This window comes from Caballeronia sp. NK8 (assembly GCF_018408855.1).
Lineage (GTDB): Bacteria > Pseudomonadota > Gammaproteobacteria > Burkholderiales > Burkholderiaceae > Caballeronia.
Genome location: NZ_AP024323.1, coordinates 71,560 through 94,006, shown reverse-complemented (window position 1 = coordinate 94,006; position 22,447 = coordinate 71,560). Strand labels below are relative to the sequence as shown.

The following is a 22,447-nucleotide window of genomic DNA, read 5'->3' as shown; positions in this document are numbered from 1 at the left end:
GCATGTCGATCTCGTGTCATGTTGCTCGTCGTAGGGTGTGAGCGCGTTGATGACGCTCGATCAATACACGAACTTCAGGGAGCGATCCACATGCGATTCATGATGCTGATGATTCCGCGCGGTTACGAAAGCGCGCAACCGGGCACGATGCCGAGCGCCGACGCCGTCGCCGCGATGATGAAATACAACGAGGAATTGCAGAAAGCGGGCGTGCTGCTCGCGCTCGACGGGCTGCATCCACCGTCGATGGGCGCGCGCGTCACGTTCGAAGGCGGCAAGCCGCGCGTGACCGACGGGCCGTTCGCCGAGGCCAAGGAAGTGCTCGGCGGTTACTGGATGCTGCAGGTGAAATCGCGCGAGGAAGCGATCGAATGGGCGAAGCGCTGTCCGGGATCGGACACGGAGATGATCGAAGTGCGGCAGGTGATGGAGATGGACGATTTCCCGCCGGACGTGCAACAGGCCGCGGCGGGATTCGACGATATGCAGAAAGCGGCGAAGCGCTGACGCCAACGTCTACGCGATCGCCTCCAGCGCGAGCGCGATTCCCTGCCCGCCGCCGATGCACAGCGTGACGATCGCGCGCTTCACGCCGTCGCGGCGCATCGCGTGGGCGAGACGCGTCGTGAGTACCGCGCCGGTCGCTCCGATCGGATGCCCGTGCGCGATCGCGCCCCCGTCCACGTTGACGATGTCTTCCGGCAGGCCGAGCGTGCGCGCCACCGCGATCGGCACCGCTGCGAAGGCTTCGTTGATCTCGAAGCGCTCCACATCGGCGAGCGTCCATCCGGCGCGCTGCAATGCCTGCTGCACGGCGGGCACCGGTCCGAGCCCGAACATGCCGGGTTCGACCGCCGCCACGCCGAACGCCGCGAGCCGCACGAACGCTTCGATGCCGCGCGCCTCTGCTTCCCTGCGGCTCGTCACGATCATGGCGGAGGCGCCGCTGTTCAGCCCCGGCGCATTGCCCGCCGTGATCGTGCCGTCGGGACGAAACGCCGGGCGCAGCTTCGCAAGCGTCGCGAGCGTCGTGTCCGGACGCGGCTGCTCGTCGCGCGCGAACGCGACGGTTTCGCGGCCCGCCTTCACGTCGATGCCGACGATCTCCGCATCGAACGCGCCGTCCTTCTGCGCGGCCGCGAACAACTGCTGCGAACGCTCGGCCCAGCGGTCTTGCGCTTCACGCGTGATATCCAGCTTCGTCACGAGGTCTTCCGTGTGCCAGCCGGAATGTTCGCCCGAGAATGCATCGACGAGGCCGTCGCGCAGCATGCTGTCGTAGATCTGGGCATTGCCCATGCGATAGCCGCGCCGCCCGCCATCGAGCAGATACGGCGCGCGGTCCATGTTCTCCATGCCGCCCGCGATGGCGAGCTTCGTGACGCCCGCTGCGATCTCGGTCGCGGCCGTCGCGACGGCCTGCGCGCCCGAACCGCACACGCGATTGACGGCGAGCGCGGGCACGGAAACCGGCACGCCGCCGCCGACCGACGCCTGGCGCGCCGGATTCATGCGATTGCCCGCCTGGATCACGTTGCCGAACACGACCGAATCGATCGACGCCGGATCCAGCGCGCCGCCCGCGCGCCGCAGCGTTTCCGCGATCGCCGCCGCGCCGAGATCGACGGCGGGCGTGTCCTTCAGCGAACCGTTGAACGCACCGATTGCCGTGCGCACCGGATGACACAACACAATGTCTTGCGCAAACATGTCGATGCCCTCGCTTTATCGCGGAATGCCGGTGAGATAGATCGGCGTGTCGGTCGACAGCGAGCGCTTGACGTCGCGGCCGGTGTCATCGACGAGCACTTCTTCCTGGTTCTTCGCCACGGCGGCGAGCACTTCGTTCACCACGTGCTCGGGCGTCGATTTGGGGGCGGTGACTTGCGCGGTCATGTCGGTATCGATGTAACCGGGATGCGCCGCCACGACCAGCGTGCCCTGCTCGCGCAGTTCCTCGCGCAGCGCATTGGTGGCCGCCCACGCCGCCGCCTTCGAGATGTGATACGCGCCGCCCGCCGGCAACGACACCCAGCTCAGCACCGAAAGCACATTGATCACCGCGCCGCCGCCGTTCTTCTTCAGCACGGGCGCGAACGCCTGCGTGAGCGCGATCGGGCCGAAAGTGTTGATTTCGAGCAGATCGCGGATGCCTTGCGTCGATGCCGGATCGACCAGCAGACCGCGCGTCGTCACGCCCGCGTTGTTGACGATTACTTGCACGTCGGTGTAAGTCGCGGCCGCTTCGGCGATATCGGCGGCGTTGGTGACGTCGAGGCGAATCGCTTCGACGCCGGGGATGTCGACGCTCTTCGGATCGCGCGCGGCGGCGTAGACCTTGGCCGCGCCCGCTTCGAGCAGTGATTTCGCGAACTGTTTGCCGAGGCCGCGATTGGCGCCGGTCACGAGTACCACTTTTCCTTTGATCTGCATGATGTGCTCCTTACTGTGCATATACACTAATTTCGATATACAAAAGGCCCGCGCACGGCGAGCCCAATCTATTCCACTCAATCCATCGTCGTCAGTTCGAACAGCGACTGGCGCAACGCCTTCGCGCGTTTCTCGCCGAACTTCGCCTCGAATTCCGCCTGCGCCGCGCGCCATTGCGCCGACGCCTTCACGAGCGTTTCCTTGCCCGCCGCCGTGAGCCGCAGTCCGATCGCGCGCGAAGCGGCGGATTCCTGCGCCGCTTCGACGAGGCCGTCGCGTTGCAAGGGCTTGAGCGCGCGCACGAGCGTGGTGCGATCCATGACCATCGCGTCGGACAGTTCGGCCATCTGCACGCCCGGCCTGCGCCCGATCGCCGCGATGATCGTGAACTGCGCCGACGTGATGCCGACCACGGTCAGATGCCGCTCGTAGAGCTGCGACACGTATCGCGCGGCCTGCCGGATCGCGAAACAGTTGCAGTCGAGTGGAGAAGAGTTGGAAGTCATGTCCCGCAGAATATGAGTGCATATGCACTTTGTCAAGCCGGAGAATTTCAACCGACCCGATAGGCGCGCGGCCGGAATGGTCGGGAATCGTCGCGCGCGCTCGGGCGGCAAAATGCCCAAAGCCGCGTCGGGCTTGCGATAGCGGCAGATCGGGCCTATGCCGAAATCCGCATCGGAGGCGCGACTAAACACCAAGACGCGTCTAAATTGGCTCCCTACATTGCGCATGTCCGTCACCTGTGCCGGGCTGCGCGCGAAGCGGCTGTCTTCATCGCCGGATGGTTGGACGGTTGAGGGCAAGCCCGTCTTGCCGACACAGAACGGGTCGTGTTCCATTCGATAGCCAAATCAAAAAAGGAGAGGAAAGCATGCGCATTCGTACCAAACCTTTGGCATGGCTGGTGGCGTGCGCCACGGCCGCGCTCGGCGCCGTACCGTTTTCAGCGTCCGCCGAAGATCTCACGGTGAAAGTCGGTTTCGCCGCGCCGCTGACCGGCGCGAACGCAGGCTACGGCAAGGATCTCCAGAACGGCGTGCAACTCGCGCTCGACGAAGCCAACGCGAAAAAGATCACGATCGGCGGCAAGACGGCCAAGTTCGAGATCCACGCGGAAGACGATCAGGCCGACCCGCGCATCGGCGTGCAGGCGGCGCAGAAGCTCGTCGATGACAACGTGGCGGTCGTCGTCGGGCACTTCAACTCGGGCACGACGCTGCCCGCCTCGCCGATCTACAACAACGCCGGCATCCCGATGATCGACCCGGCCGCCACCAACCCGACGATCACCACGCGCGGTCTCGAAAACGTCTTCACGGTGATTTCGAGCGATGCGCAGAACGCCGGCACCGCGGGCGTCTACGCGGTGACGACGACCAAGGCGAAGCGCATCGCGATCATCGACGACCGCACGGCCTTCGGTCAGGGCGAGGCCGACGAGTTCGAAAAAGCGGTGAAGGCGAAAGGCGGCACGATCGTCACGCGCGAGTACAGCGACAATCAGACCGTGGACTTCAGCGCGCAGCTCACGCGCATCAAGTCGACCAACGCCGACCTGATTTTCTTCGGCGGCCTCGACCGGCAGGCGGCGGCCGTCGTCAAGCGGATGAAGCAGCTCGGCATGAACGCGCAGTTCGTGGGCGGCGGCGGCGTGATGGACGCCGATTTCCTCAAGCTCGCGGGCGATGCCGCCGAGGGCGCGCAGGCCTGGGAATACGGTAGCCCGCTCGACAAGCTGCCCGACGGAAAGGCATTCAGCGACAAGTTCCAGAAGCGCTTCGGCGTTGCAATTCTCTCGTATGCGCCGTTCGGCTACGACGCCGCGTGGGCCGCCATCAACGCGATGCAGAAAGCCGGTTCCATCGATCCGAAGGTGTACCGGCCGGTGCTGAAATCGAACAAGTTCGACGGCATCACCGGACCGATCGCGTTCGACAGCAACGGCGCGCTGAAGAACGCATCGTCGACGCTGTATCAGGTGAAGAACGGGCAGTGGGAATCCGTCGTCACCAAGCACGGCATGTGAGCGCGCGTCAGGCCTGCGCCTCGTGCGCGCGGGCCTGAAGCCGGGCGCGCGTGCGCGCTGCTTCGTCGCCCAGCCATTGCGCGAACTGCTGCAATGCGGGCGACGGCGCGGGCCGCTCCGGATAGACGAGGTAATACGCCGCGCCGCTCGGCACGCACAGCGAGAACGGCGCGATCACGCGCTTCGCGCTCAGGTCTTCCTCGATCAGCGCGACATCGCCGATCGTCACGCCCAGGCCCTGCATCGCCGAGGAAATCGCCAGATCGAGCGTGTCGAAATGCTGCGCTTTCGTCGACGGCAGGCCCGCGTAGCCGTACGCGCCGAGCCACAGCAGCCAGTCGCGGCGGTCGCGGGTGGGATGCAGCAAGGTCTTGCCGGCGAGATCGTCGGGCGTCCACGGGCCGTTTTTCTTCGGCTTCCACAATTCGGGCGCGCAGACGGGCGTCAGGACTTCATCGAACAGATGATGCGCGGTCGCGCCCTTGAACGACGGCGCGCCCGTGAAAACGATCGCCGCATCGAACTGCTCCGCACTGAACTCGACGCCGTGCGACACCGACGCCGTCACCTCCACCACCAGCTCCGGCCGTTCGTTCTGCAGGCGGATGACGCGCGGCAGCACCCAGCGCATCGCACAGGTCGGACTCTTCACGCGCAGAATGCCCGATTGCGCGCCGCCTTTCGCGAGCGCATCGTCGATATGCGCGAACGCCTGCTGCAAGGGCGCGACGAGCAGTGCGCCGTGATGCGTCAGCGCAAGTCCGCGCGCCTGCCGCGTGAACAGCGCATAGCCGAGATGCGCCTCCAGCCCGGCGATCTGGCGGCTGACCGCGCCCTGCGTCACGTTCAGCGCCTCGGCCGCGCGCGTGAAATTCAGCGTCCGGGTGACGACCAGGAAGGTTTTGAGCACGTCGAGGGAAGGCAGCGGTTTCATCGGGTTTTTGGCCTATAGCCATGATCTGCAAGCATGGCTAGTATGACAAAGTTTCGATTGTCCGCGCTTTATTGCTGCGGTTGAATCGACGCCTGCAATCGTCGAACCGCAATTCCGGAGACACCGCCGTGCAAAGCGCCTGCATTCCCGAGTCGAAGCTGCCGAACGTCGGCACGACTATTTTCACTGTCATCGGCCAGCTCGCCGACGAGCACCATGCGCTCAATCTGTCGCAAGGCGCGCCAAACTTCGCATGCGATCCGAAGCTGATCGAAGGCGTCGAGCGAGCCATGCGGGCAGGACATAACCAATACTCGCCGATGTCCGGCGTGCTCGCGCTGCGCGAGGCGATCGCCATCAAGACGCACAAGCTGTACGGCGCGACCTACGACCCGGGCACGGAAATCACCGTGGTCGCGAGCGCGAGCGAAGGGCTGTACGCGACGATCAGCGCGCTCGTGCATCCCGGCGACGAAGTGATCTACTTCGAGCCGTCGTTCGACAGCTACGCGCCGATCGTGCAGCTTCAGGGCGCCACGCCCGTCGCGATCAAGCTGTCGTCGGAGGATTTCAGCATCGACTGGGACGAAGTCGCCGCCGCGATCACGCCCCGCACGCGCATGATCCTCATCAACACGCCGCACAATCCGACCGGCAGCGCTTTCACCGCCGCCGACATCGAGCGGCTCACGGCGTTGACGCGCTACACGAAGATCATCGTGTTGTCCGATGAAGTCTACGAACACGTCGTCTTCGACGGCGCGCTGCATCATGGTATGGCGCGATATCCGGAACTGGCCGGGCGCAGCGTGATCGTGTCGTCCTTCGGCAAGTCGTATCACGTGACGGGCTGGCGGGTCGGCTACTGCCTCGCGCCCGAGGCGCTGACGTCGGAGATCCGCAAGGTTCACCAGTTCATGACCTTCTCCGCCGACACGCCGATGCAGATGGCGTTCGCCGAGGCGCTGGCGGATGAATCGAGCTATCTGAATCTCGGGCCGTTCTATCAGCACAAGCGCGATCTGCTGGCCGAGTCGCTGAAGGGTTCGCGCTTCGAGCTGTTGCCGAGCGCGGGCAGCTTCTTCATGCTGGCGCGTTACGACGCGATCTCGAACGAAAGCGACAGCGATTTCGTGCTGCGCCTGATTCGCGAGGCGCGCGTCGCGACGATTCCGCTGTCGGCGTTCTACACCGACGGCACCGACAACCGCCTGATCCGTCTTTCCTTCGCGAAGGACGATGACACGCTCATCGAAGGCGCGCGCCGCCTTTGCTCGATCTGACGATTTTTCTGGAGACCAACACGATGAAACTGAACCACATCGCCAGCGCATTATTTGTCGCGTGCACCTTCGCGAGCGGTGCGGCGCTTGCCGCCGATACGCTGCGCTTCGGACTGGAAGCGCAATATCCGCCGTTCGAATCCAAATCGTCGACGGGCGAGCTGCAAGGGCTCGACATCGATGTCGGCAACGCGGTGTGCGCCGCCGCGAAGATGCAGTGCAAGTGGGTCGAGACGTCGTTCGACGGCCTGATCCCCGCGCTGCAGGGCCGCAAGTTCGACGCGATCAACTCCGCGATGAATGCCACCGAGCAACGCCGTCAGGCGATCGATTTCACGACGGTCGTGTATCGCGTGCCGACCCAGCTCATCGCGAAGAAGGGCAGCGGCCTGGAACCGACTTCGGCGTCGCTGAAGGGCAAGAGCGTGGGCGTGTTGCAGGGCTCGATTCAGGAAACCTTCGCGAAGGCGCACTGGGAAAACGAAGGCGTGAAGGTCGTGCCGTATCAGGATCAGAACCAGGTGTACGCGGATCTGAAGTCCGGGCGTCTCGATGGGACGCTCGTGCTCGCGCCGGCGGGACAGAGCGGTTTCCTGTCGAAGCCGGATGGCGAAGGCTACGCGTTCGTCGGCGCGCCGGTGCGCGACGACAAGATCCTCGGCAGCGGCATCGCCTATGGCGTGCGCAAGGGCGACGATGCGCTGAAGACGAAGCTCAATGCGGCAATCGAGAAGGTCCGGGCGGACGGGACGATTGACAAGTACGCGAAGAAGTATCTGGGGAATATCGATATTTCGGCGAAGTGAGATAAGGCACGGTGCGCGGCGGCGACCCCGCCGCGCACCCGGGCTCAAAGTTGCAGAAAGGCGCGAATCGCGTATTTCGCCGCGTCGAGCTCCTCCTTCGTCACGGTTTCGCCACGGAACGCAAGCTCTCTGTGGACATGGCTCCAACTGCGAAGCTGGTCTACGAGTGCGACGCCCGGACGCTTGAGACTCGTGATCGGCACCTCGGTTTCCCAGCCGCGAATCTTCGACGTGATCGGAAGTCCCGTGAAGCGGCCCGTAATGTCGTTCATCACGATATCGGAGATCACGAGCACCGCGCGATATCCGTCCTGCTCATTGCCTCTCGACGGACCGACGTGCAATCTCACCACGTCGCCCGCATCAGGAATTCCGTCTCTCATTCGAAGCCCTCGCGCGTCGGATCGTCCGGCCCACCCCACTCATCGCCGACGGGATCGCCGAAATCGATCTCTTCATGCCGCTCGAGCTTGCCCTCGCGAAATTGCTGAATCAGACGTTCGCGCGAAAAACGCCGGATCGCCCGATGCGGCCGCATCGTAACGTGCCCATCCTCGACTTCAACATGCACTTCCTGGCCCTCCTCTAAAGAAAGTTCACTGGCAATGTTGGCAGGAATGCGCACGGCAAGGCTATTGCCCCAACGTTTTAGGATCTGCTTCGGCATGACGCCCTCAAAAATACGTTGATACTCGTTGATACTTCGATAATATCTGCACGATTCGAGACGTGTCAACGCGTATATACGAGCTTTGGCGCGGTTGATTGGTTGGGCATCTGCCGTTCGGCCAAGCAGCTTTTTTTGAGCGCAGGCACACTTGCGGTTGACCCGACCGACCACGAGCCGCATGAGCACACCGCCGCCGTCCACCGCGCCCGCACCGCCCCCGCCGCTCGCGGGCGGTCAGCTCGTCCTTGCCACCTTCGCGGTGGCGCTCGCGACTTTCATGAACGTGCTGGATTCGTCGATCGCCAATGTCGCGATTCCGACCATCTCCGGCAATCTCGGCGTGTCCGTCAACGAGGGTACGTGGGTCATCACCGTGTTCGCCGCGTCGAACGCGGTGTCCATTCCGCTGACCGGCTGGCTCACGCAGCGGCTCGGGCAAGTGCACCTTTTCGTCGGCGCGATCCTGATGTTCGTGCTGTCGTCGTGGCTGTGCGGGCTCGCGCCGAATCTGCCGGTGCTGCTGTTCGCGCGCGTGTTGCAGGGCGCGGTCGCCGGACCGCTGATTCCGCTGTCGCAGGCGATCCTGCTCGGCTCGTATCCGAAAGAAAAGTCGTCGATGGCGCTCTCGCTCTGGGCGATGACCGCGACCGTCGGTCCGATCGCCGGTCCCGCGCTCGGCGGCTGGATCACCGACAGCTATTCGTGGTCGTGGATCTTCTACATCAACATCCCGGTGGGCATCTTCGCGGCCGGCGTGACGTGGATCATCTACCGCAACCGCGAGTCGCCGACGCGCAAGGCGCCCATCGACGTGATCGGCCTGCTGCTGCTCGTCTCGTGGGTCGCGTCGCTGCAGATCATGCTCGACAAGGGGCGCGACCTCGACTGGTTCTCGTCGCCGCTGATCGTCGTGCTGGCGATCGTCGCGGTCATCGCGTTTGCGTTCTTCGTCGTGTGGGAGTTGACGGACCCGAATCCGGTCGTCGATCTGCGGCTGTTCGCAGGGCGTAATTTCTTCGGCGGCACCGTCGCGATATCAATCGCGTACGGCGTGTTCTTCGGCAATCTCGTGCTGCTGCCGCAATGGATGCAGCAGTATCTGAACTATCGCTCGATCGACGCCGGGCTCGTCACCGCGCCGCTCGGCATCTTCGCCGTGATCCTCGCGCCGGTGATGGGCAAGGTGCTGCCGCGCAGCGACGCGCGCATCATCGCGACGATGGCGTTCGTCGGCTTCGCGTTCGTGTTCTGGCTGCGCTCGAAATACGTGATCGAGATCGACACCTGGCATCTGGTGCTGCCGACGCTTCTGCAAGGCATCCCGATGGCGATGTTCTTCGTGCCGCTCACGGCGATCGTGCTGTCGGGCCTGCCGCCATCGAAGATTCCGGCGGCGGCGGGGCTGTCGAATTTCGCGCGGGTGTTTTGCGGCGCGGTGGGCACGTCGCTCGCGGGCAACGCGTGGGATAACCGCATCGCGCTGCATCACGAGCGGCTCACCGAGCAGGCGAATATCTATAACCCGGCGTTTCTACAGTCGCTCGGGCTGTCGCGATCGACGCTCGATGTGAGCGAGGCGCAGGCGCGCGGCATGTTCAACTTCACCGTCAACTCGCAAGCCGCGATGATGGGGCTCAACGATATCTTTCTGATCTCGGCGGTGATCTTCATTCTGATCATTCCGCTGATCTGGGTGACGAAGGTGGCGAAGGGAGGCGGTGGCGGGGCGGCGTCGGGGGCGCATTGAGGATGCGCGAGCTGCGAGGCTCGCGCGTTGACTGCTATTCAGGCAAAAACCCCTCCTCGAGCACCAAGGACATCGACCAGGGACAAACCTCCGGAAACGTATCGAAGTCGATACCCGTCTCCGCCTCGGCCTGTTTGCGCGCTTTCGACCAGACCAGATCGAGCCATTTGACGTCATCGAAGCGTCGCCGCAAGCTCGGCGCTTCGCTCAACACAAACAGCGCCTCTCTTCGCTGCACGCGGATCGTGCTCGTCCAGCTTCTGCTTCTGCGTTCCGGCTGAAACTTCCATTTCAGCAGATGCGCCAGCAGCACGCCCAACCTGCTTCGCAACTCGCGTGATTCCGTTTTCGCCACGTCCTCGATTTCCTCTGCGATATGCTCGATATCGATGGACGCAAGCTTCCCTGCACGCAGCAGCGCGGCCTGTTCTTCGGCCCACGCCACCACGTCCTTCTCATAAGGTGTTCCCATCGGCTGATTCCCGTTTTCGTGTTGATTTCCGGTATCGCCGATAGTAGTTTTCGATTCCTTGTTCATCCAGATCGTCCGTTTGGCCAACGCGCTCTACTTCAATCCGAGTTCCACGCGCGAACCTGCTCCCTTGTCCTTGATATCGTCCGCGCTCATCTTCGGCGCGACGACAAAAATCCGCTTGCTGTCGATCTTCCCGTCGAAGTACTCCTGCACCGCCTGCGCGCGACGCTGGGCCAGATCGCGCAACGATCCATCATCCACCGGCGCGTTCTTCGTCAGCGCCGCTTTCATGTCGTCGTCGGGCACGCTCTTGGTCATGCCGATGAAGTTGGTCGGCTTCTTGAAGTCCGCCGACTTGTACACCTTCGTCAGGTACTTGTCGTAATCGGCGTCCGATATCCTGATCGCGTTCCAGTCCACATTCTCGCCATTGCTCGCCATGTCGCGCACCTTCGCGCGCTTCACCTGGCTGTCGACCCACGCGGCGCGCAACGCCGGCTCGTCCGTCTTCGGATCGACGCGGCCCGTCACGTCCATCCGCACCGACGGCTTGTCCACCAGCGCCTTCGCTATCGTATCGAGCTTCTTCTGCGCCGCATCGTTCAACGTGGCCGAGCCCGCATCGAACTCGATGTAGTTCAGATCCTCGCCGCTGCCGCCGCCGAACGCGTGCGCAAGCAGCGTGAACGGCGCGGTCACCGCCTTCTGCACGAGATTGACGATCGCCTGCCACACGAGGCCGCCGATCGAAAACTCCGGATTGTCCAGCGACCCGGAAATCGGAATGTTCACGTCGATCTCGCCGCGCGAGTTCTTCAGCAGCGACACCGCGAGCCGCACCGGCAGCTTGGTCGCCGTCGGATTGTCGATGTGGTCGCCGAACGTCAGCTGATCGATGAACAGATGATTGTTCGCAGTGAGCTTGTTGTCGGCGAGCATGTAGTGCAGATCGACATTGAGCTTGCCCTTGGTGATCGGATAGCCTGCGTACTTCGTCGAATACGGCGTGAGGTTCGTCAGCTCGACGCCGTGCGCGCTCGCCGTCAGATCGAGCGCGGGCTTCTCGATCAGCGGATTGACCTGCCCCTTGATCGACACCGGCCCATTCGCCGCGAGTTTCGCGGATACGTCGACGGGCGCGGGGGTCGTCGAATGCGTGCCGAACGCGCCGATCGTGCCGTTGATCGCGACCAGATTCGCCGTGTAGTTCGGCTTGATGAAGTTGTCGGTGTAGGTCACGCGGCCGTCCTGCAGCACAAGCTGGCCGAAGCGCATGTTGACCGGCGGCCCGGACTGCGCCGCGGTCTTCACCGGCACCGTCACGGGCGCGCTCGCCGCCGCCGGCGCGGACGCCCCCTCTTCCTTCGCGCGGTCGCGCGTCACCGATTGCGGGCCGCCCTCGCTCGCCACCACGCTCTTCAGGTTCAGCCTGCCCTGCGCATCGAGCAGCACGCGGCCGTAGAAGTTCGCGAAGGTCACGCGCGCCGCGTCGACATCGGTGCCGCGTTCGCTGTAGTTCACCTTTGCATTGGTGAGGCCGAGCAGCTTCCAGCCGGCGAAGCGGTCGGACGTCGCCTTGTCGAGCATGCGTACATCCGTGAGCGAGACATCGCCCTTGTATGACGCCGCGAGAGTCTTGCCGCTGCCGGACATCGCAACATCGCCGTTCGCGTTCAGATACGCGCTCGTCACGTCGATGTTGAGCTTGTCGCCGAAATACGGTTCAAACGCGGCCGCATCGACCTGATCGCCCTTCACGTGCAGCGCGAGTTTGAGCGGACTCACCGTGACATTGCCGCCGAGCGCGAGCGCGCCTTTGCCATTCAGCGTGAGCTTGCCATCGACGGCGAGCTGCTTCGTCAAATCGTCGCTGAACTGCTTCACGTTCACCGCGAGCGGCGCGACGCGCAGCTTGACGGGCCGCGCCGTGGTTTCATCGACGACATTCGCCGATGCATCCGCAAGCGAAATCTCGCCGATCTGATAGCGCCACGCCGGTCCCGCCGCCTGCGCCTTCTGGATCTTGCGCGTGGCCGTCTGCTCGGGCGCGGCTTCGTGCGGGCCCGCGAGCGCGGCGAGATCGATGCTGCCGTCCTTGCGGCGCGTCGCGTCAAGCGCGAGGCCGCTCAGTTGCACGCTGTCGAGCGCCGCGTTGCGCGCGGAGACATCGACCTTGCCGATCTTCGCCACCGCCGAGGCCAGTTTAATCGGCGCGCCGCCCGCATTGGGCGCGAGCGCGAGCGCATCGAGCTTCACGTCGCCGGCGCCGACCTGCACGCCGCCATCCGGCTTACTCCAGTCGACGGACACCGGCAGGTTCGCGCCAAGCGTGCCGCTCGTCACGCGCGCGGCCAGCAGGTTCGCGAAATAGGGTTGCAGCGGCGGCAGCGCGAACGCCTTCAGCGCCAGTTTCGCGTCCGCCGTCTTTCCGGCGAGCGACACGCTGCCCGACGCATCGAGCGCGCCGCCGTGGTCGAACGCGGTCTTGAGCGTGTATTTCGCGGGCGTCTTCGCGAGCGTCGAGAAATCGTCGAGCGTCACGGCGAGGCCCGTCAGCGCGCCCTGCACGCGCGACTTCAGCAACTGATCGTCGAGGGCGATCGTGCCGTCGTTGATCGCGAGACGCCGGATCGTCAGGTCGAGCGGCGGCGCTTCCTTTTTCGCTTCGTCCGCGGCGGGCTTCTTCTCTTCCGGCTTGGGCACGGGGCCAGCCAGCTTCTGCACGTTCAGTTGCCCGGCCGAATCGCGGGCGAGATGCACGTCCGGGTTCGACAGCGTCACTTCGTCGAGGTGATAGATGTCGCGCAGCGGCTCGGCGTTCGCGATCTTCACGTGCAGCGCGCGGGCCGCGACGAGCGGTGCGTTCGCCTTGTCGGTGACGGCGAGATCGGCGAGATCGGCGGTGCCGTCGATGCGGATCGTCGGCGTCTCGCCCGAAATCGCGAAGCGCACGTTCAGGTCGGTCGAGAGCTTGCCGCTCCTGACCGCGACGGGCACCGATGCCGGCGCGTAGGACGCGATCTGCGGCACGTCGAGGCCGTCGAGCGACAGGGCGATTTCCGATTCGCGCGACTCCGAAAACGGCTTCGTGCGGCCCTTCACGACGAGCGGCGAGCCGTCGATGCGCGCCTGCAACAGCGGCGTCACGAAAATATCGGTGGCGGACGGCAGCGTTGCGATGAACGGAATGCCGAGCGCGAAGCGGTCGATCACATGCTTCGCCTTCAGAAACCTGTCATCGAAGGTGATCTGGCCGTTCTCGATGCGGATGTTCGACACCGAGAAGCGCGCGGGCTTGTCCGACGGCGGCGACGCGGGCTTCGCGAACTTCGCGATCAGATCCGAGAAATTGAACTGCTCGCCGTCGAAACGCACGACACTGATGCGCGGTGAATCGATCTTCAGTTCGTTGACGACCGGCGCGAGCCTGAAAACCGACGCCCACGAGGTGCGCACGACGAGCCGCGACACATCGACGAAATCGGCGGATGCGCCCGGCGCTTTCGCGAGATTCGCGCTCGCTTCGCCGATACGCACGCCATCGGCTTCGAAATCGAGCGTATAGGGATTGAGCGAGATGCGCCGGATGCTGACCGGGCGATCGAGCTGCTTCGCGAGTTGCTGCTCGGCGATATGCCGAATGACCGGCGGCGCGACGAAGAATCCCAGCGCGCCGATCACGAGTATCGCGATCAGCAAGCCGATGAAGATGCGCCGCGTGCGCCGCGCGTGCACGACCGAGCGCAGGGTTTGACCGGCGGAGGCAAGAGAAGACCTGGTGATGCTTGACATTCGATGCGCGGCGACGAGCCGCCCGTATGAGCGCCGCCCGAGCTTCGCCGTCCCGGGAAAGATGAAGCTCGAGTATACGACGACGCGGTGCGCAAACGTTGCCCAAACTGAGTATCAAACGCATGAAGGCCGCGAAAAAATCGCGGCCTTCATGGGTTCGTTCGATTGTGTCAGCGCAGCCGGTTTACTGCCGCATGACAGGCGGCGGCGCCCACGAGCCGTCGCTCGCCTGCGGCCTCGGCGCATAAAGACGCATCGCGAGCTGGAATTCGCCTTCGGGCGCGGGCAGCCAGTTCGCGTCGCGCGCGCGTCCCGGCGATTTCGCCGACACGATCACGTCGACGGAACCATCGCGATTCTTCCTGAGCCGGTCGCGATCGGAAATCGACAGGCGCGGCAGCTTTGCGTCGGCGAGCGCGCCGTCCTTCGTGTAGGCCGTGATCGTCCAGAAGCCGCGCACCGGCGGCAACTGGTCCGCCGTGAAATGCAGCGTGTACTGGTTGGCGCCGTTCAACGCATGGCCGTCGCGGTCCACGCGCGTCACGGGCTTCACTTCGCCTTCCTTCGTGCCCGTCGCGGTCTGCCGGCGCGCGAGATAGGCGCGCAGCGTGTAATCCGTGCCGTAGATGCCGACGCCGTCGCCGAACCAGATCCAGCCGTTCTTCGAGAGCGCGTTCGGCGGCACAGTCGCGAGCCGCTCGTGCGCGTCGGCGAGGCCGGCATCGAGCAGCGGTGCATCGGTCTTTTTGAACTGCACCGGCTCGCCGGGCTTGACGCCGAGATCGGCGAGCTGGCTCATCACGTGGCTGTCGTCGGTGGCGGCGGGATTGTCGTCGAGCGAACGGGCGAGGCGCGCGAAGAACGCGTTCGCGTCGAGCGCCTCGGCCTGCGCGCCCGGCGCGATCGTCGCCAGTGCGGCGGGCAACGGCGGCACCGCGGGCTGCTTCGCGCCGCCCGCGGGCCACGCGCTGGCGACGGCGGGCGTCGGATCGGACACGGAACCCTTCGCGGGCGTGAGCGTGTCGATGTGCATCGCGGTTTGCAGCTTGCGTGCCTCGCGCACGTCGTTCGGGCCGTTCACGCGCACGCGCACCGAGAGCCACACGTAGCGCGTGCGCGTTTCCACCCGCGTCGCGTTGGCGGGCAGCGTGCCGGTCCAGCCCGCAGGCACGAACGCGATCAGTTGCATCTTCGGATACGGCGTCGTGTCGGCGCTGGAATAGAGCGCGTTGGTCCACGCGTCGAACGCGCGGGCGTCGAGATAGCGGCCGCGCGGCGCGGCGGGCAGCGACACGATCACGGGATCGGCGGAAACATCGAGCCAGGCGGTCGATTCGAGCGTGTCGACGCTCGGCGCGCCGCCCGCGCCCGAGGGCGGCAGCGCGCTCGCGTGGCGGAAGGCGTTGAGCGGCGCCTGGCCCTGGCCTGTGCCGCCGCTCGCCCGCTCACGCGCGATGTCGGTGGCGACGAGCGGAAAGCCGAACGTATAGGCATCGGCGACCTGGTTCTTCACCCAGCCCGTGCTGGTCGGTTTCGCCTCGGGCGGCTTGCTCGCGCAGCCGGCGAGGACCGCGATTCCGGCGAGGCTCACGCTCATCCAGATGACGGGGTTGAGCGCAAACGTCCAGCGTCGGTTGTTCTTCATTCGAATGGGAATCCGGTTTTCTTTCGATGGGTTCGCGCGCGCATTATCGCCGCATCCAGGCCCCGCGCGGCGCGCCACGAGCATTATCTCGAAATTCGGGTTTTAACTTATCCGCGGACGATAGGCAAGAAGTCAGGCAAGCCGAAGCGAACAAAAGCGCTTCGGCGTTGCGAAGCATGCACCAGTTGCCGGGCAAAAGCACTTCGTGACTTGCCGTATGCCGGGCGCATCGGCAGGCTGCATTTCAGAATTGCACGACGCCGTACATTCCGTCCTTGACCTTCCAATCACTGGAAGGTCGATACTGGTCTCGTAGGGGATCTTCGCGATCCCGGCCAGACTGGAGCGTTACATCATGTCCACAACCGATCAACAAAGAACCGCGGAATTCGCCGTGACTGGCATGACCTGCGCGTCGTGCGTCGCGCGCGTCGAGAAAGTGCTCAGGCGCGTGCCGGGCGTCGAGAGCGTCGCGGTCAATCTCGCCACCGAGAAGGCGACCGTCCACGCGAGCGGCGCCGTCACCGACGATCAGCTCGTCGCCGCCGTCGCGAAAGCCGGTTACGACGCCGCGCCAATTCTGCCTGAAGCGCCCCCCGCCGCCGCCGCGCCGCCCGCATTCGATCGCGAACTCGCGGCGGTGTTCGCGTCCGCCGTGCTCACCGTGCCGCTGCTCGCGCCGATGTTCGGCCTCGCGCTGAACCCGTGGCTGCAACTCGCGCTCGCGAGCGTCGTGCAGTTCGGCTTCGGCGCGCGTTTCTATGTCGGCGGTTATCGCGCGGTGCGGGCGTTCGCGGGCAACATGGATCTGCTCGTCGCGCTCGGCACGTCGGCGGCGTGGGGCCTGTCCGTCTGGCAGATGGCCGCGCACGGCGGCATGACGGAGCATCTGTTCTTCGAGGCGTCGGCGGTCGTCATCACGCTGGTGCGCTTCGGCAAGTGGCTGGAAGCGCGCGCCAAGCGCCAGACCACCGACGCGATCCGCGCGCTCAATGCGCTGCGCCCGGACAAGGCGCGCGTGCGCGATCGCGACGACCCGGCGCGCGATCGCGAAGTCCCGCTCGCCGAGGTGCGGATCGGCGATATCGCGATCGTGCGGCCGGGCGAGCGCGTGCCGGTCGACGGCATCGTGCGGGAGGGCCGCACGCATATCGACGAATCGCTGATCACGGGCGAAAGCCTGCCCGTCGCGAAGGAACCCGGCGCGCGCGCGACCGGCGGCTCGATCAACGGCGAAGGCGTGATCGCGATCGAAACCACGGCGATCGGCGCGGAAACGACGCTCGCGCGCATTATCCGGCTGGTCGAATCGGCGCAGGCGGAGAAGGCGCCGATCCAGCGGCTGGTGGATCGTGTGTCGGCAGTGTTCGTGCCCGCGATCCTCGCGATCGCGCTCGTCACGCTGGCCGGCTGGCTGTGGCACGGCGCGAACGCGGAAACGGCGCTGCTCAACGCCGTCGCAGTGCTCGTGATCGCGTGCCCGTGCGCGCTCGGCCTCGCCACGCCGACCGCGATCATGGCCGGCACCGGCGTCGCGGCGCGCCAGGGCATTCTCATCAAGGACGCGCAGGCGCTCGAACAGGCGCATGCGATTACGATCGTCGCGTTCGACAAGACCGGCACGCTGACCGTCGGCAAACCCAGCCTGGTCGCGTTCGATGCCGCGCCCGGGCAGGATCGTGCCGAAGCGCTCGGGCTCGCCGCCGCCGTGCAGCGCATGAGCGAGCATCCGCTGGCGAAGGCGGTGGTCGCGGCTGCGCACGACGCGCCGCGTTTCGATGCGAGCGCGGCGCGCGCGGTCGCCGGGCGCGGCGTGGAGGCGGATGTCGGAGCGCGGCGCATCGCGATCGGCAGCGCGCGCTGGATCGCCGAATTGAACGCCGACGTACCTTCGTCGCTGGCGGCGCGCGCCCGCGAACTGGAGGCGCAGGGCAATACGATTTCCTGGCTCATCGACCTCGATAGCGCCGTGCTCGCACTGCTCGCGTTCGGCGACACGATCAAGCCGACCGCACGCGCCGCCATCGATCGCCTTGCGCGCATGGGCGTGAAAAGCGCGCTCGTCACCGGCGACAATCAGGGCAGCGCGCAGGCCGTCGCGCGCGCGTTGGGCATTCCGTCGGATCTGGTGTTTGCACAAACGCTGCCCGCCGACAAGGCGCGCGTCGTCGCGCAACTGAAGGCGTCGGGCAAGGGCATCGTCGCGATGGCCGGCGACGGCATCAACGACGCGCCCGCGCTCGCCGCCGCCGATATCGGCATCGCGATGGCGAGCGGCACCGACGTGGCGATCGAAGCGGCCGGCCTCACGCTGATGCGCGGCGATCCGGCGCTCGTCGCGGACGCGATCGATATCTCGCGGCGCACCTACCGCAAGATTCAGCAGAACCTGTTCTGGGCGTTCGTCTACAACCTGATTGGCATTCCGCTCGCGGCGTTCGGCATGCTCGATCCGATGTTCGCGGGCGCGGCGATGGCGTTCTCCAGCGTGAGCGTGGTGACCAACGCGTTGCTGCTGAGAACGTGGCGCGCTCAGGCCGGCGCAGTGGCCGACGAAGCGCGTCCGGCCAAGCCGATCACGCGGCCCGCATAACGCGCGTCCTTCAGCGCGATGGCCGGCTCGGCGGCGATGCGCGCGGCGATGTCCTCATCGAACGATGCGGACTTCGGCGCGCCGCTCGAATCGATGTGCATCATCATCTGCTCGCACGCGGACACCGGCTCGGCCGTCTCGCCCTCGAACATCTCCATATAGAGATGGACGCGCTTCCTGTCATGCGCGACGACCCGCGTTTCCACGCGCACCGCCGCGCCCTCCTTGATCTCGCGCAGATAGCTGATGTGCGCTTCGAGGGTGTAGAGCGTGCGCTGCCGCGCGCGGCGGCCCGCGTCGTCGAGACCGATGTGGTCCATGAACGCATCGGTCGCGAGGCTGTAGATCAGCATGTAGAACGCATCGCGCAGATGGCCGTTGTAGTCGACCCATTCGGGCTTGACCGTGTCGCGATAGATCATCGTGGTTCCTTTAATCTTCGATGCCGTGACGCGCTTTCGCCTGCGCGATCGCCTCGATCACGCTCGCGATGCAGTCGTCGCGATAGCGCTCCAGTTCCTTGATGCCGCGCCCGTTGGTCTGCCGTGATGTGCCGTCGACCACGCGGTCGATGAGTTCGTCGGTCAGCTTCGGCGCGACGAGCTTCGTCCACGGCAATTCGAGCGCGGGGCCGAACTGCTGCATGAAGTGTCGCATGCCCGCCTCGCCGCCGGCCAGCGTGTAGGTCAGGAACGTGCCCATGAACGACCAGCGGATGCCCGCGCCGTAGCGGATCGCGTCGTCGATTTCGCCGGTCGTCGCGACGCCGTCGTTCACGAGATGCAGCGCCTCGCGCCACAGCGCTTCGAGCAGGCGGTCCGCGATGAAGCCCGGCACTTCCTTTCGCACGCGCAAGGGCCGCATGCCGATGGATGCGTAGAAGCTCATCGCGGCGTCGATCGCTTCGCCCGAAGTCGCTTCGCCGCCGAGCACTTCGACGAGCGGCAGCAGATACACCGGATTGAACGGATGACCGACCACGCAGCGCTGCGGATTCACCGCACGCGCGTAGAACTCGGTCGGCAGCAGCCCGGACGTCGACGACGCGATGATCGCATCGGGCTTCGCCGCGCGGCTCACGCGTTCGTGCAGCGCGAGCTTCAGTTCCTCGCGTTCGGGCGCGCTTTCCTGGATGAAGTCGGCATCGGCGACGCATTCCTCGACCGTCGATACGACGCGCAACCGCTGCGGCGACGCGCCTTTCGCCAGACCGGCGCGCTCGAGCGCCGGCCACGCATTCGCGACGTTCGCGCGCAACTGCGCTTCGGCGCCGGGCGCGGGGTCCCACGCGGTGACGTCGAGCCCCGCTCCGAGCGCGCGCGCCACCCAGCCGCTGCCGATCACACCCGCGCCGAGCGCGGCGAATTGCTTGACTTGCATGTCGATGTGTCCTTGTCTGTTCAGGCGAATTGTTCGGCGATGCGTTTTTCCAGCGGACGTTCGCCGCGCGGCGGCAGCCCGAGCTTTTTGCGTCCTTCGGCGGGCGTGAGCGCGCGTGCGCCCAGTCGCTCGATGATTTCGACGGCGCGTTGCACGAGCGAGCCGTTCGTCGCATGCACGCCGCGATCGAGCCACAGGTTGTCTTCGAGACCGACGCGCACGTGGCCGCCGAGCAGCATCGCCTGCGCGACCATCGGCATCTGCATGCGGCCGATGCCGAAGCCCGCCCAGTGCGCGCCGGGCGGCAGGTTGTCGACCATCGCCTTCATCGTGCCGGTGTCGGGCGGCGCGCCCCATGGGATGCCCATGCACAACTGAAAGAGCGGCGGGTTATCGAGCAGGCCTTCTTTCAGCAGTTGATTGGCGAACCACAGATGACCCGTATCGAAGATTTCCAGTTCGGGCTTCACGCCGAGTTCCTGGATGCGCTTTGCGCCGGCGCGAAGTTGCGCGGGCGTCGAAACGTAGATGTAGTCGCCGTCGCCGAAGTTGAGCGTGCCGCAGTCGAGCGTGCAGATTTCGGGCAGCAGTTCTTCGACGTGGGCGAGACGCGTCAGGCCGCCGACGAGATCGGTGTTCGCGCCGAAGCGCATCGGGTCTTCGCCCGGGCCAATTTCGAGGTCACCGCCCATGCCGGCGGTCAGGTTGACGATCACGTCGGTGTCGGAGGAGCGGATGCGGTCTACTACTTCTCGGTACAACGCGGGATCGCGGCTGCCTCTGCCCGTTTTGGGATCGCGTACGTGGCAATGGGCGACGGTGGCGCCCGCGCGGGCCGCTTCTATTGCTGCCTGAGCTATCTGCTTTGGAGTCGTGGGGATGGCGGGGTGCTTGCCGGTCGTGTCGCCAGCGCCCGTTACTGCGCACGTTACTATCACTTCGTAGTTCATCGTCTTGGTCCTTTTCCTTCTGTTAGGGTTCCTTTGTTTCTGGCTCGCTTTTTGTTGCTTTCGCTGGATCCCGTTTTCGTGTCGGTTTATTAGCACTGCCCCTGTGCGGGGTGGCAGTCACTTTCTTTGCTGCTGCAAAGAAAGTAACCAAAGAAAGCAGCCTGATACGCCCGCGGTCACACGCAATTTGGGTATCCTTCTCCTCGCTCGTGGCGTCTGTAGCGAGTGCCCTCACAGGCCTAACCGGGCTTGGACCGCGCACGGTCTGTCACACCGCGCCGCTCGCGTGGCTGGTTCAGCACGAAATGGCTCCGTCCCGCTGCGCGGCCGACCGGTCCCTCGGGTCCGCGTGTGCTTCTGCGTTTCTCTTTTCTCGTTGGTTTCCCTCGCCTACCCGACGGCAGCGCGAAGCGCTGTGCCGAAGCTATTTCGTGCTGAACCAGTGCGCTTAAACGACTAGCTCGGCAGATCGTGCGCGGTCCATGCCCGGTTAGGCCTACGAGGGCACTCGCTACAGAGCCCACGAACGACGAGAATAGTGGCCAAATTGCGTATGACCGCGGGCGTCTCGAGCTGCTTTCTTTGCCTACTTTCTTTGCAGCAGCAAAGAAAGTAGGTGCCGCCCCGCACAGGGGCAACGCTAATAGACCGACACGATCACGGGATCCGGCGACAAACCCAAACCCCAATCGCAAGCAAAACTCAAAGCCCGAGATACTGCCTGACCGCCGTCAACCCCTCCTTCCCATCAACCGTCTTCACGCCTGCAAGCCAGGCATCCAACACCTGCGGGTTCTGCTTGAGATAGGCCTTCGCCGCCTCCTGAGGCCGCTCCTTGTTCATCACCGGCTGCATCAACCGGTTCTCCAGATCAGTCGTGAATCGCAGATTGGAAACGAACTTCCCCGCATTAGGACACCGCGCCAGAAAATCCGTATTCGTCAGGGTGTAAACCCGCGCTTCGCCATAGTTCGGCCCGAACACCTCATCCCCACCCGAGAGATAGTTGATCTTCATCTGAATGTTCATCGGATGCGGCTCCCACCCAAGAAACACCACCGGCTTCTTCTCGCGGATCGCGCGCTCGACCGTGACCAGCATCCCCGCCTCGCTCGACTGCACGAGCTTGAACCCACCCAACCCGAACTGATTCGAATCGATCATCTTCTGAATCTTGGCGTTCGCGCTGCTGCCCGGCTCGATGCCGTAGATCGTGCCGCCCAGTTCGTCGCGATGCTTCGCGATGTCCGCAAAAGTCTTGATGCCCGCATCGTACGCATAGCTGGGCACGGCGAGCGTCGCTTTCGCGCCCGAAAGATTCGGCGGTTCCAGCTTCTGAATGCTCTTCGCTTCGAGGAACGGCTCGACCGCTTTCTGCTGCACGGGCCACCAATAACCAAGCGAGACATCGATCTGCTTGCTCTTCAGCCCGGCAAGCGAAATCGGCACCGACGCCACCGTGGTCCGCGGCGCATAGCCGAGCCCCTCGAACACGACGGAAGCGAGCGCGGTCGTCGAAGTGATGTCGGTCCAACCGATGTCGACGAAGCGCACCGTGCGGCAACTCGCGTCTTCCGCCTGCGCGCCCGGCGCAACGGCGAATGCGGAACAGGTAACGGCAAGCAGCGTGCAGATCAGGTGTTGTCTCATGTCGAGCCTTCCGGTGAGGGTTCAATCGATGCGCCGGTTCGCGTGCCGGCATGGGGTACA

General features: G+C 65.0%; 19 protein-coding genes. 6 read left to right on the top strand and 13 right to left on the bottom strand.

The genetic code is table 11. The features are described from left to right. Positions 1-90: 90 nt before the first annotated feature. Positions 91-507: a YciI family protein gene (locus NK8_RS15045; RefSeq protein WP_061175180.1), complete on the top strand. Its 417-nt coding sequence runs from the start codon at positions 91-93 to the stop codon at positions 505-507. A 9-nt stretch (positions 508-516) separates the two neighbouring features. Here NK8_RS15045 and NK8_RS15040 read toward each other — a convergent pair whose 3' ends face one another. The 3 genes from NK8_RS15040 to NK8_RS15030 all read right to left on the bottom strand — a co-directional run bounded on the left by NK8_RS15040 (position 517) and on the right by NK8_RS15030 (position 2,939). Further along, complete coding sequence (locus tag NK8_RS15040; RefSeq protein WP_213229687.1) at positions 517-1,710, bottom strand: thiolase family protein; 1,194 nt, start codon at positions 1,708-1,710, stop codon at positions 517-519. 15 nt (positions 1,711-1,725) lie between these two features. After that, entirely contained in the window at positions 1,726-2,433 is a 708-nt protein-coding gene (locus NK8_RS15035) for an SDR family oxidoreductase (RefSeq protein WP_061175178.1), read from the bottom strand. A gap of 77 nt (positions 2,434-2,510) precedes the next feature. Beyond that, positions 2,511-2,939, bottom strand: coding sequence for a MarR family winged helix-turn-helix transcriptional regulator (locus NK8_RS15030; RefSeq protein ID WP_162066954.1), 429 nt, complete (start codon positions 2,937-2,939; stop codon positions 2,511-2,513). A gap of 368 nt (positions 2,940-3,307) precedes the next feature. Here NK8_RS15030 and NK8_RS15025 point away from each other — a divergent pair, with 368 nt between their 5' ends. After that, positions 3,308-4,462, top strand: coding sequence for a branched-chain amino acid ABC transporter substrate-binding protein (locus NK8_RS15025; protein ID WP_213229685.1), 1,155 nt, complete (start codon positions 3,308-3,310; stop codon positions 4,460-4,462). A 7-nt stretch (positions 4,463-4,469) separates the two neighbouring features. Here the strand turns inward: NK8_RS15025 and NK8_RS15020 are convergent, their stop codons facing one another. Then, complete coding sequence (locus NK8_RS15020) at positions 4,470-5,396, bottom strand: LysR substrate-binding domain-containing protein (RefSeq protein ID WP_213229683.1); 927 nt, start codon at positions 5,394-5,396, stop codon at positions 4,470-4,472. A gap of 128 nt (positions 5,397-5,524) precedes the next feature. Here NK8_RS15020 and NK8_RS15015 point away from each other — a divergent pair, with 128 nt between their 5' ends. After that, entirely contained in the window at positions 5,525-6,679 is a 1,155-nt protein-coding gene (locus NK8_RS15015; RefSeq protein WP_213229681.1) for a methionine aminotransferase, read from the top strand. Positions 6,680-6,702: 23 nt separating this feature from the next. After that, on the top strand, positions 6,703-7,485 hold the full coding sequence (locus tag NK8_RS15010) for an ABC transporter substrate-binding protein (RefSeq protein ID WP_061175255.1): 783 nt from the start codon (positions 6,703-6,705) through the stop codon (positions 7,483-7,485). Between the two features lie 44 nt (positions 7,486-7,529). Here NK8_RS15010 and NK8_RS15005 read toward each other — a convergent pair whose 3' ends face one another. Then, complete coding sequence (locus tag NK8_RS15005; protein ID WP_162066950.1) at positions 7,530-7,868, bottom strand: type II toxin-antitoxin system PemK/MazF family toxin; 339 nt, start codon at positions 7,866-7,868, stop codon at positions 7,530-7,532. Further along, positions 7,865-8,335: an AbrB/MazE/SpoVT family DNA-binding domain-containing protein gene (locus tag NK8_RS42805; RefSeq protein ID WP_225936306.1), complete on the bottom strand. Its 471-nt coding sequence runs from the start codon at positions 8,333-8,335 to the stop codon at positions 7,865-7,867. Before NK8_RS42805 ends, NK8_RS15005 begins: the two co-directional genes overlap by 4 nt. Between NK8_RS42805 and NK8_RS14995 the strand changes: the two genes are divergently transcribed. Beyond that, complete coding sequence (locus NK8_RS14995; RefSeq protein WP_162066948.1) at positions 8,334-9,902, top strand: DHA2 family efflux MFS transporter permease subunit; 1,569 nt, start codon at positions 8,334-8,336, stop codon at positions 9,900-9,902. The genes NK8_RS42805 and NK8_RS14995 overlap by 2 nt on opposite strands. A 34-nt stretch (positions 9,903-9,936) precedes the next feature. Here the strand turns inward: NK8_RS14995 and NK8_RS14990 are convergent, their stop codons facing one another. From NK8_RS14990 to NK8_RS14980, 3 genes are all read right to left on the bottom strand, one after another. After that, positions 9,937-10,440 (bottom strand): DUF29 domain-containing protein, encoded by a 504-nt coding sequence (locus NK8_RS14990; RefSeq protein ID WP_213229679.1) that lies wholly within the window; start codon positions 10,438-10,440, stop codon positions 9,937-9,939. A gap of 27 nt (positions 10,441-10,467) precedes the next feature. Next, on the bottom strand, positions 10,468-14,169 hold the full coding sequence (locus NK8_RS14985) for a DUF748 domain-containing protein (protein WP_213229677.1): 3,702 nt from the start codon (positions 14,167-14,169) through the stop codon (positions 10,468-10,470). 184 nt (positions 14,170-14,353) lie between these two features. Continuing rightward, entirely contained in the window at positions 14,354-15,814 is a 1,461-nt protein-coding gene (locus NK8_RS14980) for a DUF1254 domain-containing protein (protein WP_213229675.1), read from the bottom strand. A gap of 355 nt (positions 15,815-16,169) precedes the next feature. Here NK8_RS14980 and NK8_RS14975 point away from each other — a divergent pair, with 355 nt between their 5' ends. Then, positions 16,170-18,407, top strand: coding sequence for a cation-translocating P-type ATPase (locus NK8_RS14975; protein ID WP_225936305.1), 2,238 nt, complete (start codon positions 16,170-16,172; stop codon positions 18,405-18,407). On the opposite strand, the gene NK8_RS14970 is transcribed toward NK8_RS14975, so the two are convergent. The 4 genes from NK8_RS14970 to NK8_RS14955 all read right to left on the bottom strand — a co-directional run bounded on the left by NK8_RS14970 (position 18,347) and on the right by NK8_RS14955 (position 22,387). Continuing rightward, entirely contained in the window at positions 18,347-18,829 is a 483-nt protein-coding gene (locus NK8_RS14970) for a thioesterase family protein (RefSeq protein WP_162066944.1), read from the bottom strand. The genes NK8_RS14975 and NK8_RS14970 overlap by 61 nt on opposite strands. Before the next feature lie 10 nt (positions 18,830-18,839). After that, entirely contained in the window at positions 18,840-19,787 is a 948-nt protein-coding gene (locus tag NK8_RS14965) for an L-carnitine dehydrogenase (protein WP_213229673.1), read from the bottom strand. 20 nt (positions 19,788-19,807) lie between these two features. After that, the gene (locus NK8_RS14960; RefSeq protein ID WP_213229671.1) at positions 19,808-20,737 is read right to left on the bottom strand and encodes a 3-keto-5-aminohexanoate cleavage protein; all 930 of its coding nucleotides are present in this window, start codon (positions 20,735-20,737) and stop codon (positions 19,808-19,810) included. A 702-nt stretch (positions 20,738-21,439) separates the two neighbouring features. After that, positions 21,440-22,387, bottom strand: coding sequence for a choline ABC transporter substrate-binding protein (locus NK8_RS14955; RefSeq protein ID WP_162066941.1), 948 nt, complete (start codon positions 22,385-22,387; stop codon positions 21,440-21,442). Positions 22,388-22,447 lie beyond the last annotated feature (60 nt).

What these genes read in the sequence shown, in the direction of transcription:
- NK8_RS15045 (WP_061175180.1), top strand. Translation starts at nt 91, where the DNA reads ATGCGATTCATGATGCTGATGATTCCGCGCGGTTACGAAAGCGCGCAA.
- NK8_RS15040 (WP_213229687.1), bottom strand. Translation starts at nt 1,710, where the DNA reads ATGTTTGCGCAAGACATTGTGTTGTGTCATCCGGTGCGCACGGCAATC.
- NK8_RS15035 (WP_061175178.1), bottom strand. Translation starts at nt 2,433, where the DNA reads ATGCAGATCAAAGGAAAAGTGGTACTCGTGACCGGCGCCAATCGCGGC.
- NK8_RS15030 (WP_162066954.1), bottom strand. Translation starts at nt 2,939, where the DNA reads ATGACTTCCAACTCTTCTCCACTCGACTGCAACTGTTTCGCGATCCGG.
- NK8_RS15025 (WP_213229685.1), top strand. Translation starts at nt 3,308, where the DNA reads ATGCGCATTCGTACCAAACCTTTGGCATGGCTGGTGGCGTGCGCCACG.
- NK8_RS15020 (WP_213229683.1), bottom strand. Translation starts at nt 5,396, where the DNA reads ATGAAACCGCTGCCTTCCCTCGACGTGCTCAAAACCTTCCTGGTCGTC.
- NK8_RS15010 (WP_061175255.1), top strand. Translation starts at nt 6,703, where the DNA reads ATGAAACTGAACCACATCGCCAGCGCATTATTTGTCGCGTGCACCTTC.
- NK8_RS15005 (WP_162066950.1), bottom strand. Translation starts at nt 7,868, where the DNA reads ATGAGAGACGGAATTCCTGATGCGGGCGACGTGGTGAGATTGCACGTC.
- NK8_RS14995 (WP_162066948.1), top strand. Translation starts at nt 8,334, where the DNA reads ATGAGCACACCGCCGCCGTCCACCGCGCCCGCACCGCCCCCGCCGCTC.
- NK8_RS42805 (WP_225936306.1), bottom strand. Translation starts at nt 8,335, where the DNA reads ATGCGGCTCGTGGTCGGTCGGGTCAACCGCAAGTGTGCCTGCGCTCAA.
- NK8_RS14990 (WP_213229679.1), bottom strand. Translation starts at nt 10,440, where the DNA reads ATGAACAAGGAATCGAAAACTACTATCGGCGATACCGGAAATCAACAC.
- NK8_RS14985 (WP_213229677.1), bottom strand. Translation starts at nt 14,169, where the DNA reads ATGTCAAGCATCACCAGGTCTTCTCTTGCCTCCGCCGGTCAAACCCTG.
- NK8_RS14980 (WP_213229675.1), bottom strand. Translation starts at nt 15,814, where the DNA reads ATGAAGAACAACCGACGCTGGACGTTTGCGCTCAACCCCGTCATCTGG.
- NK8_RS14975 (WP_225936305.1), top strand. Translation starts at nt 16,170, where the DNA reads ATGTCCACAACCGATCAACAAAGAACCGCGGAATTCGCCGTGACTGGC.
- NK8_RS14970 (WP_162066944.1), bottom strand. Translation starts at nt 18,829, where the DNA reads ATGATCTATCGCGACACGGTCAAGCCCGAATGGGTCGACTACAACGGC.
- NK8_RS14965 (WP_213229673.1), bottom strand. Translation starts at nt 19,787, where the DNA reads ATGCAAGTCAAGCAATTCGCCGCGCTCGGCGCGGGTGTGATCGGCAGC.
- NK8_RS14960 (WP_213229671.1), bottom strand. Translation starts at nt 20,737, where the DNA reads ATGAACTACGAAGTGATAGTAACGTGCGCAGTAACGGGCGCTGGCGAC.
- NK8_RS14955 (WP_162066941.1), bottom strand. Translation starts at nt 22,387, where the DNA reads ATGAGACAACACCTGATCTGCACGCTGCTTGCCGTTACCTGTTCCGCA.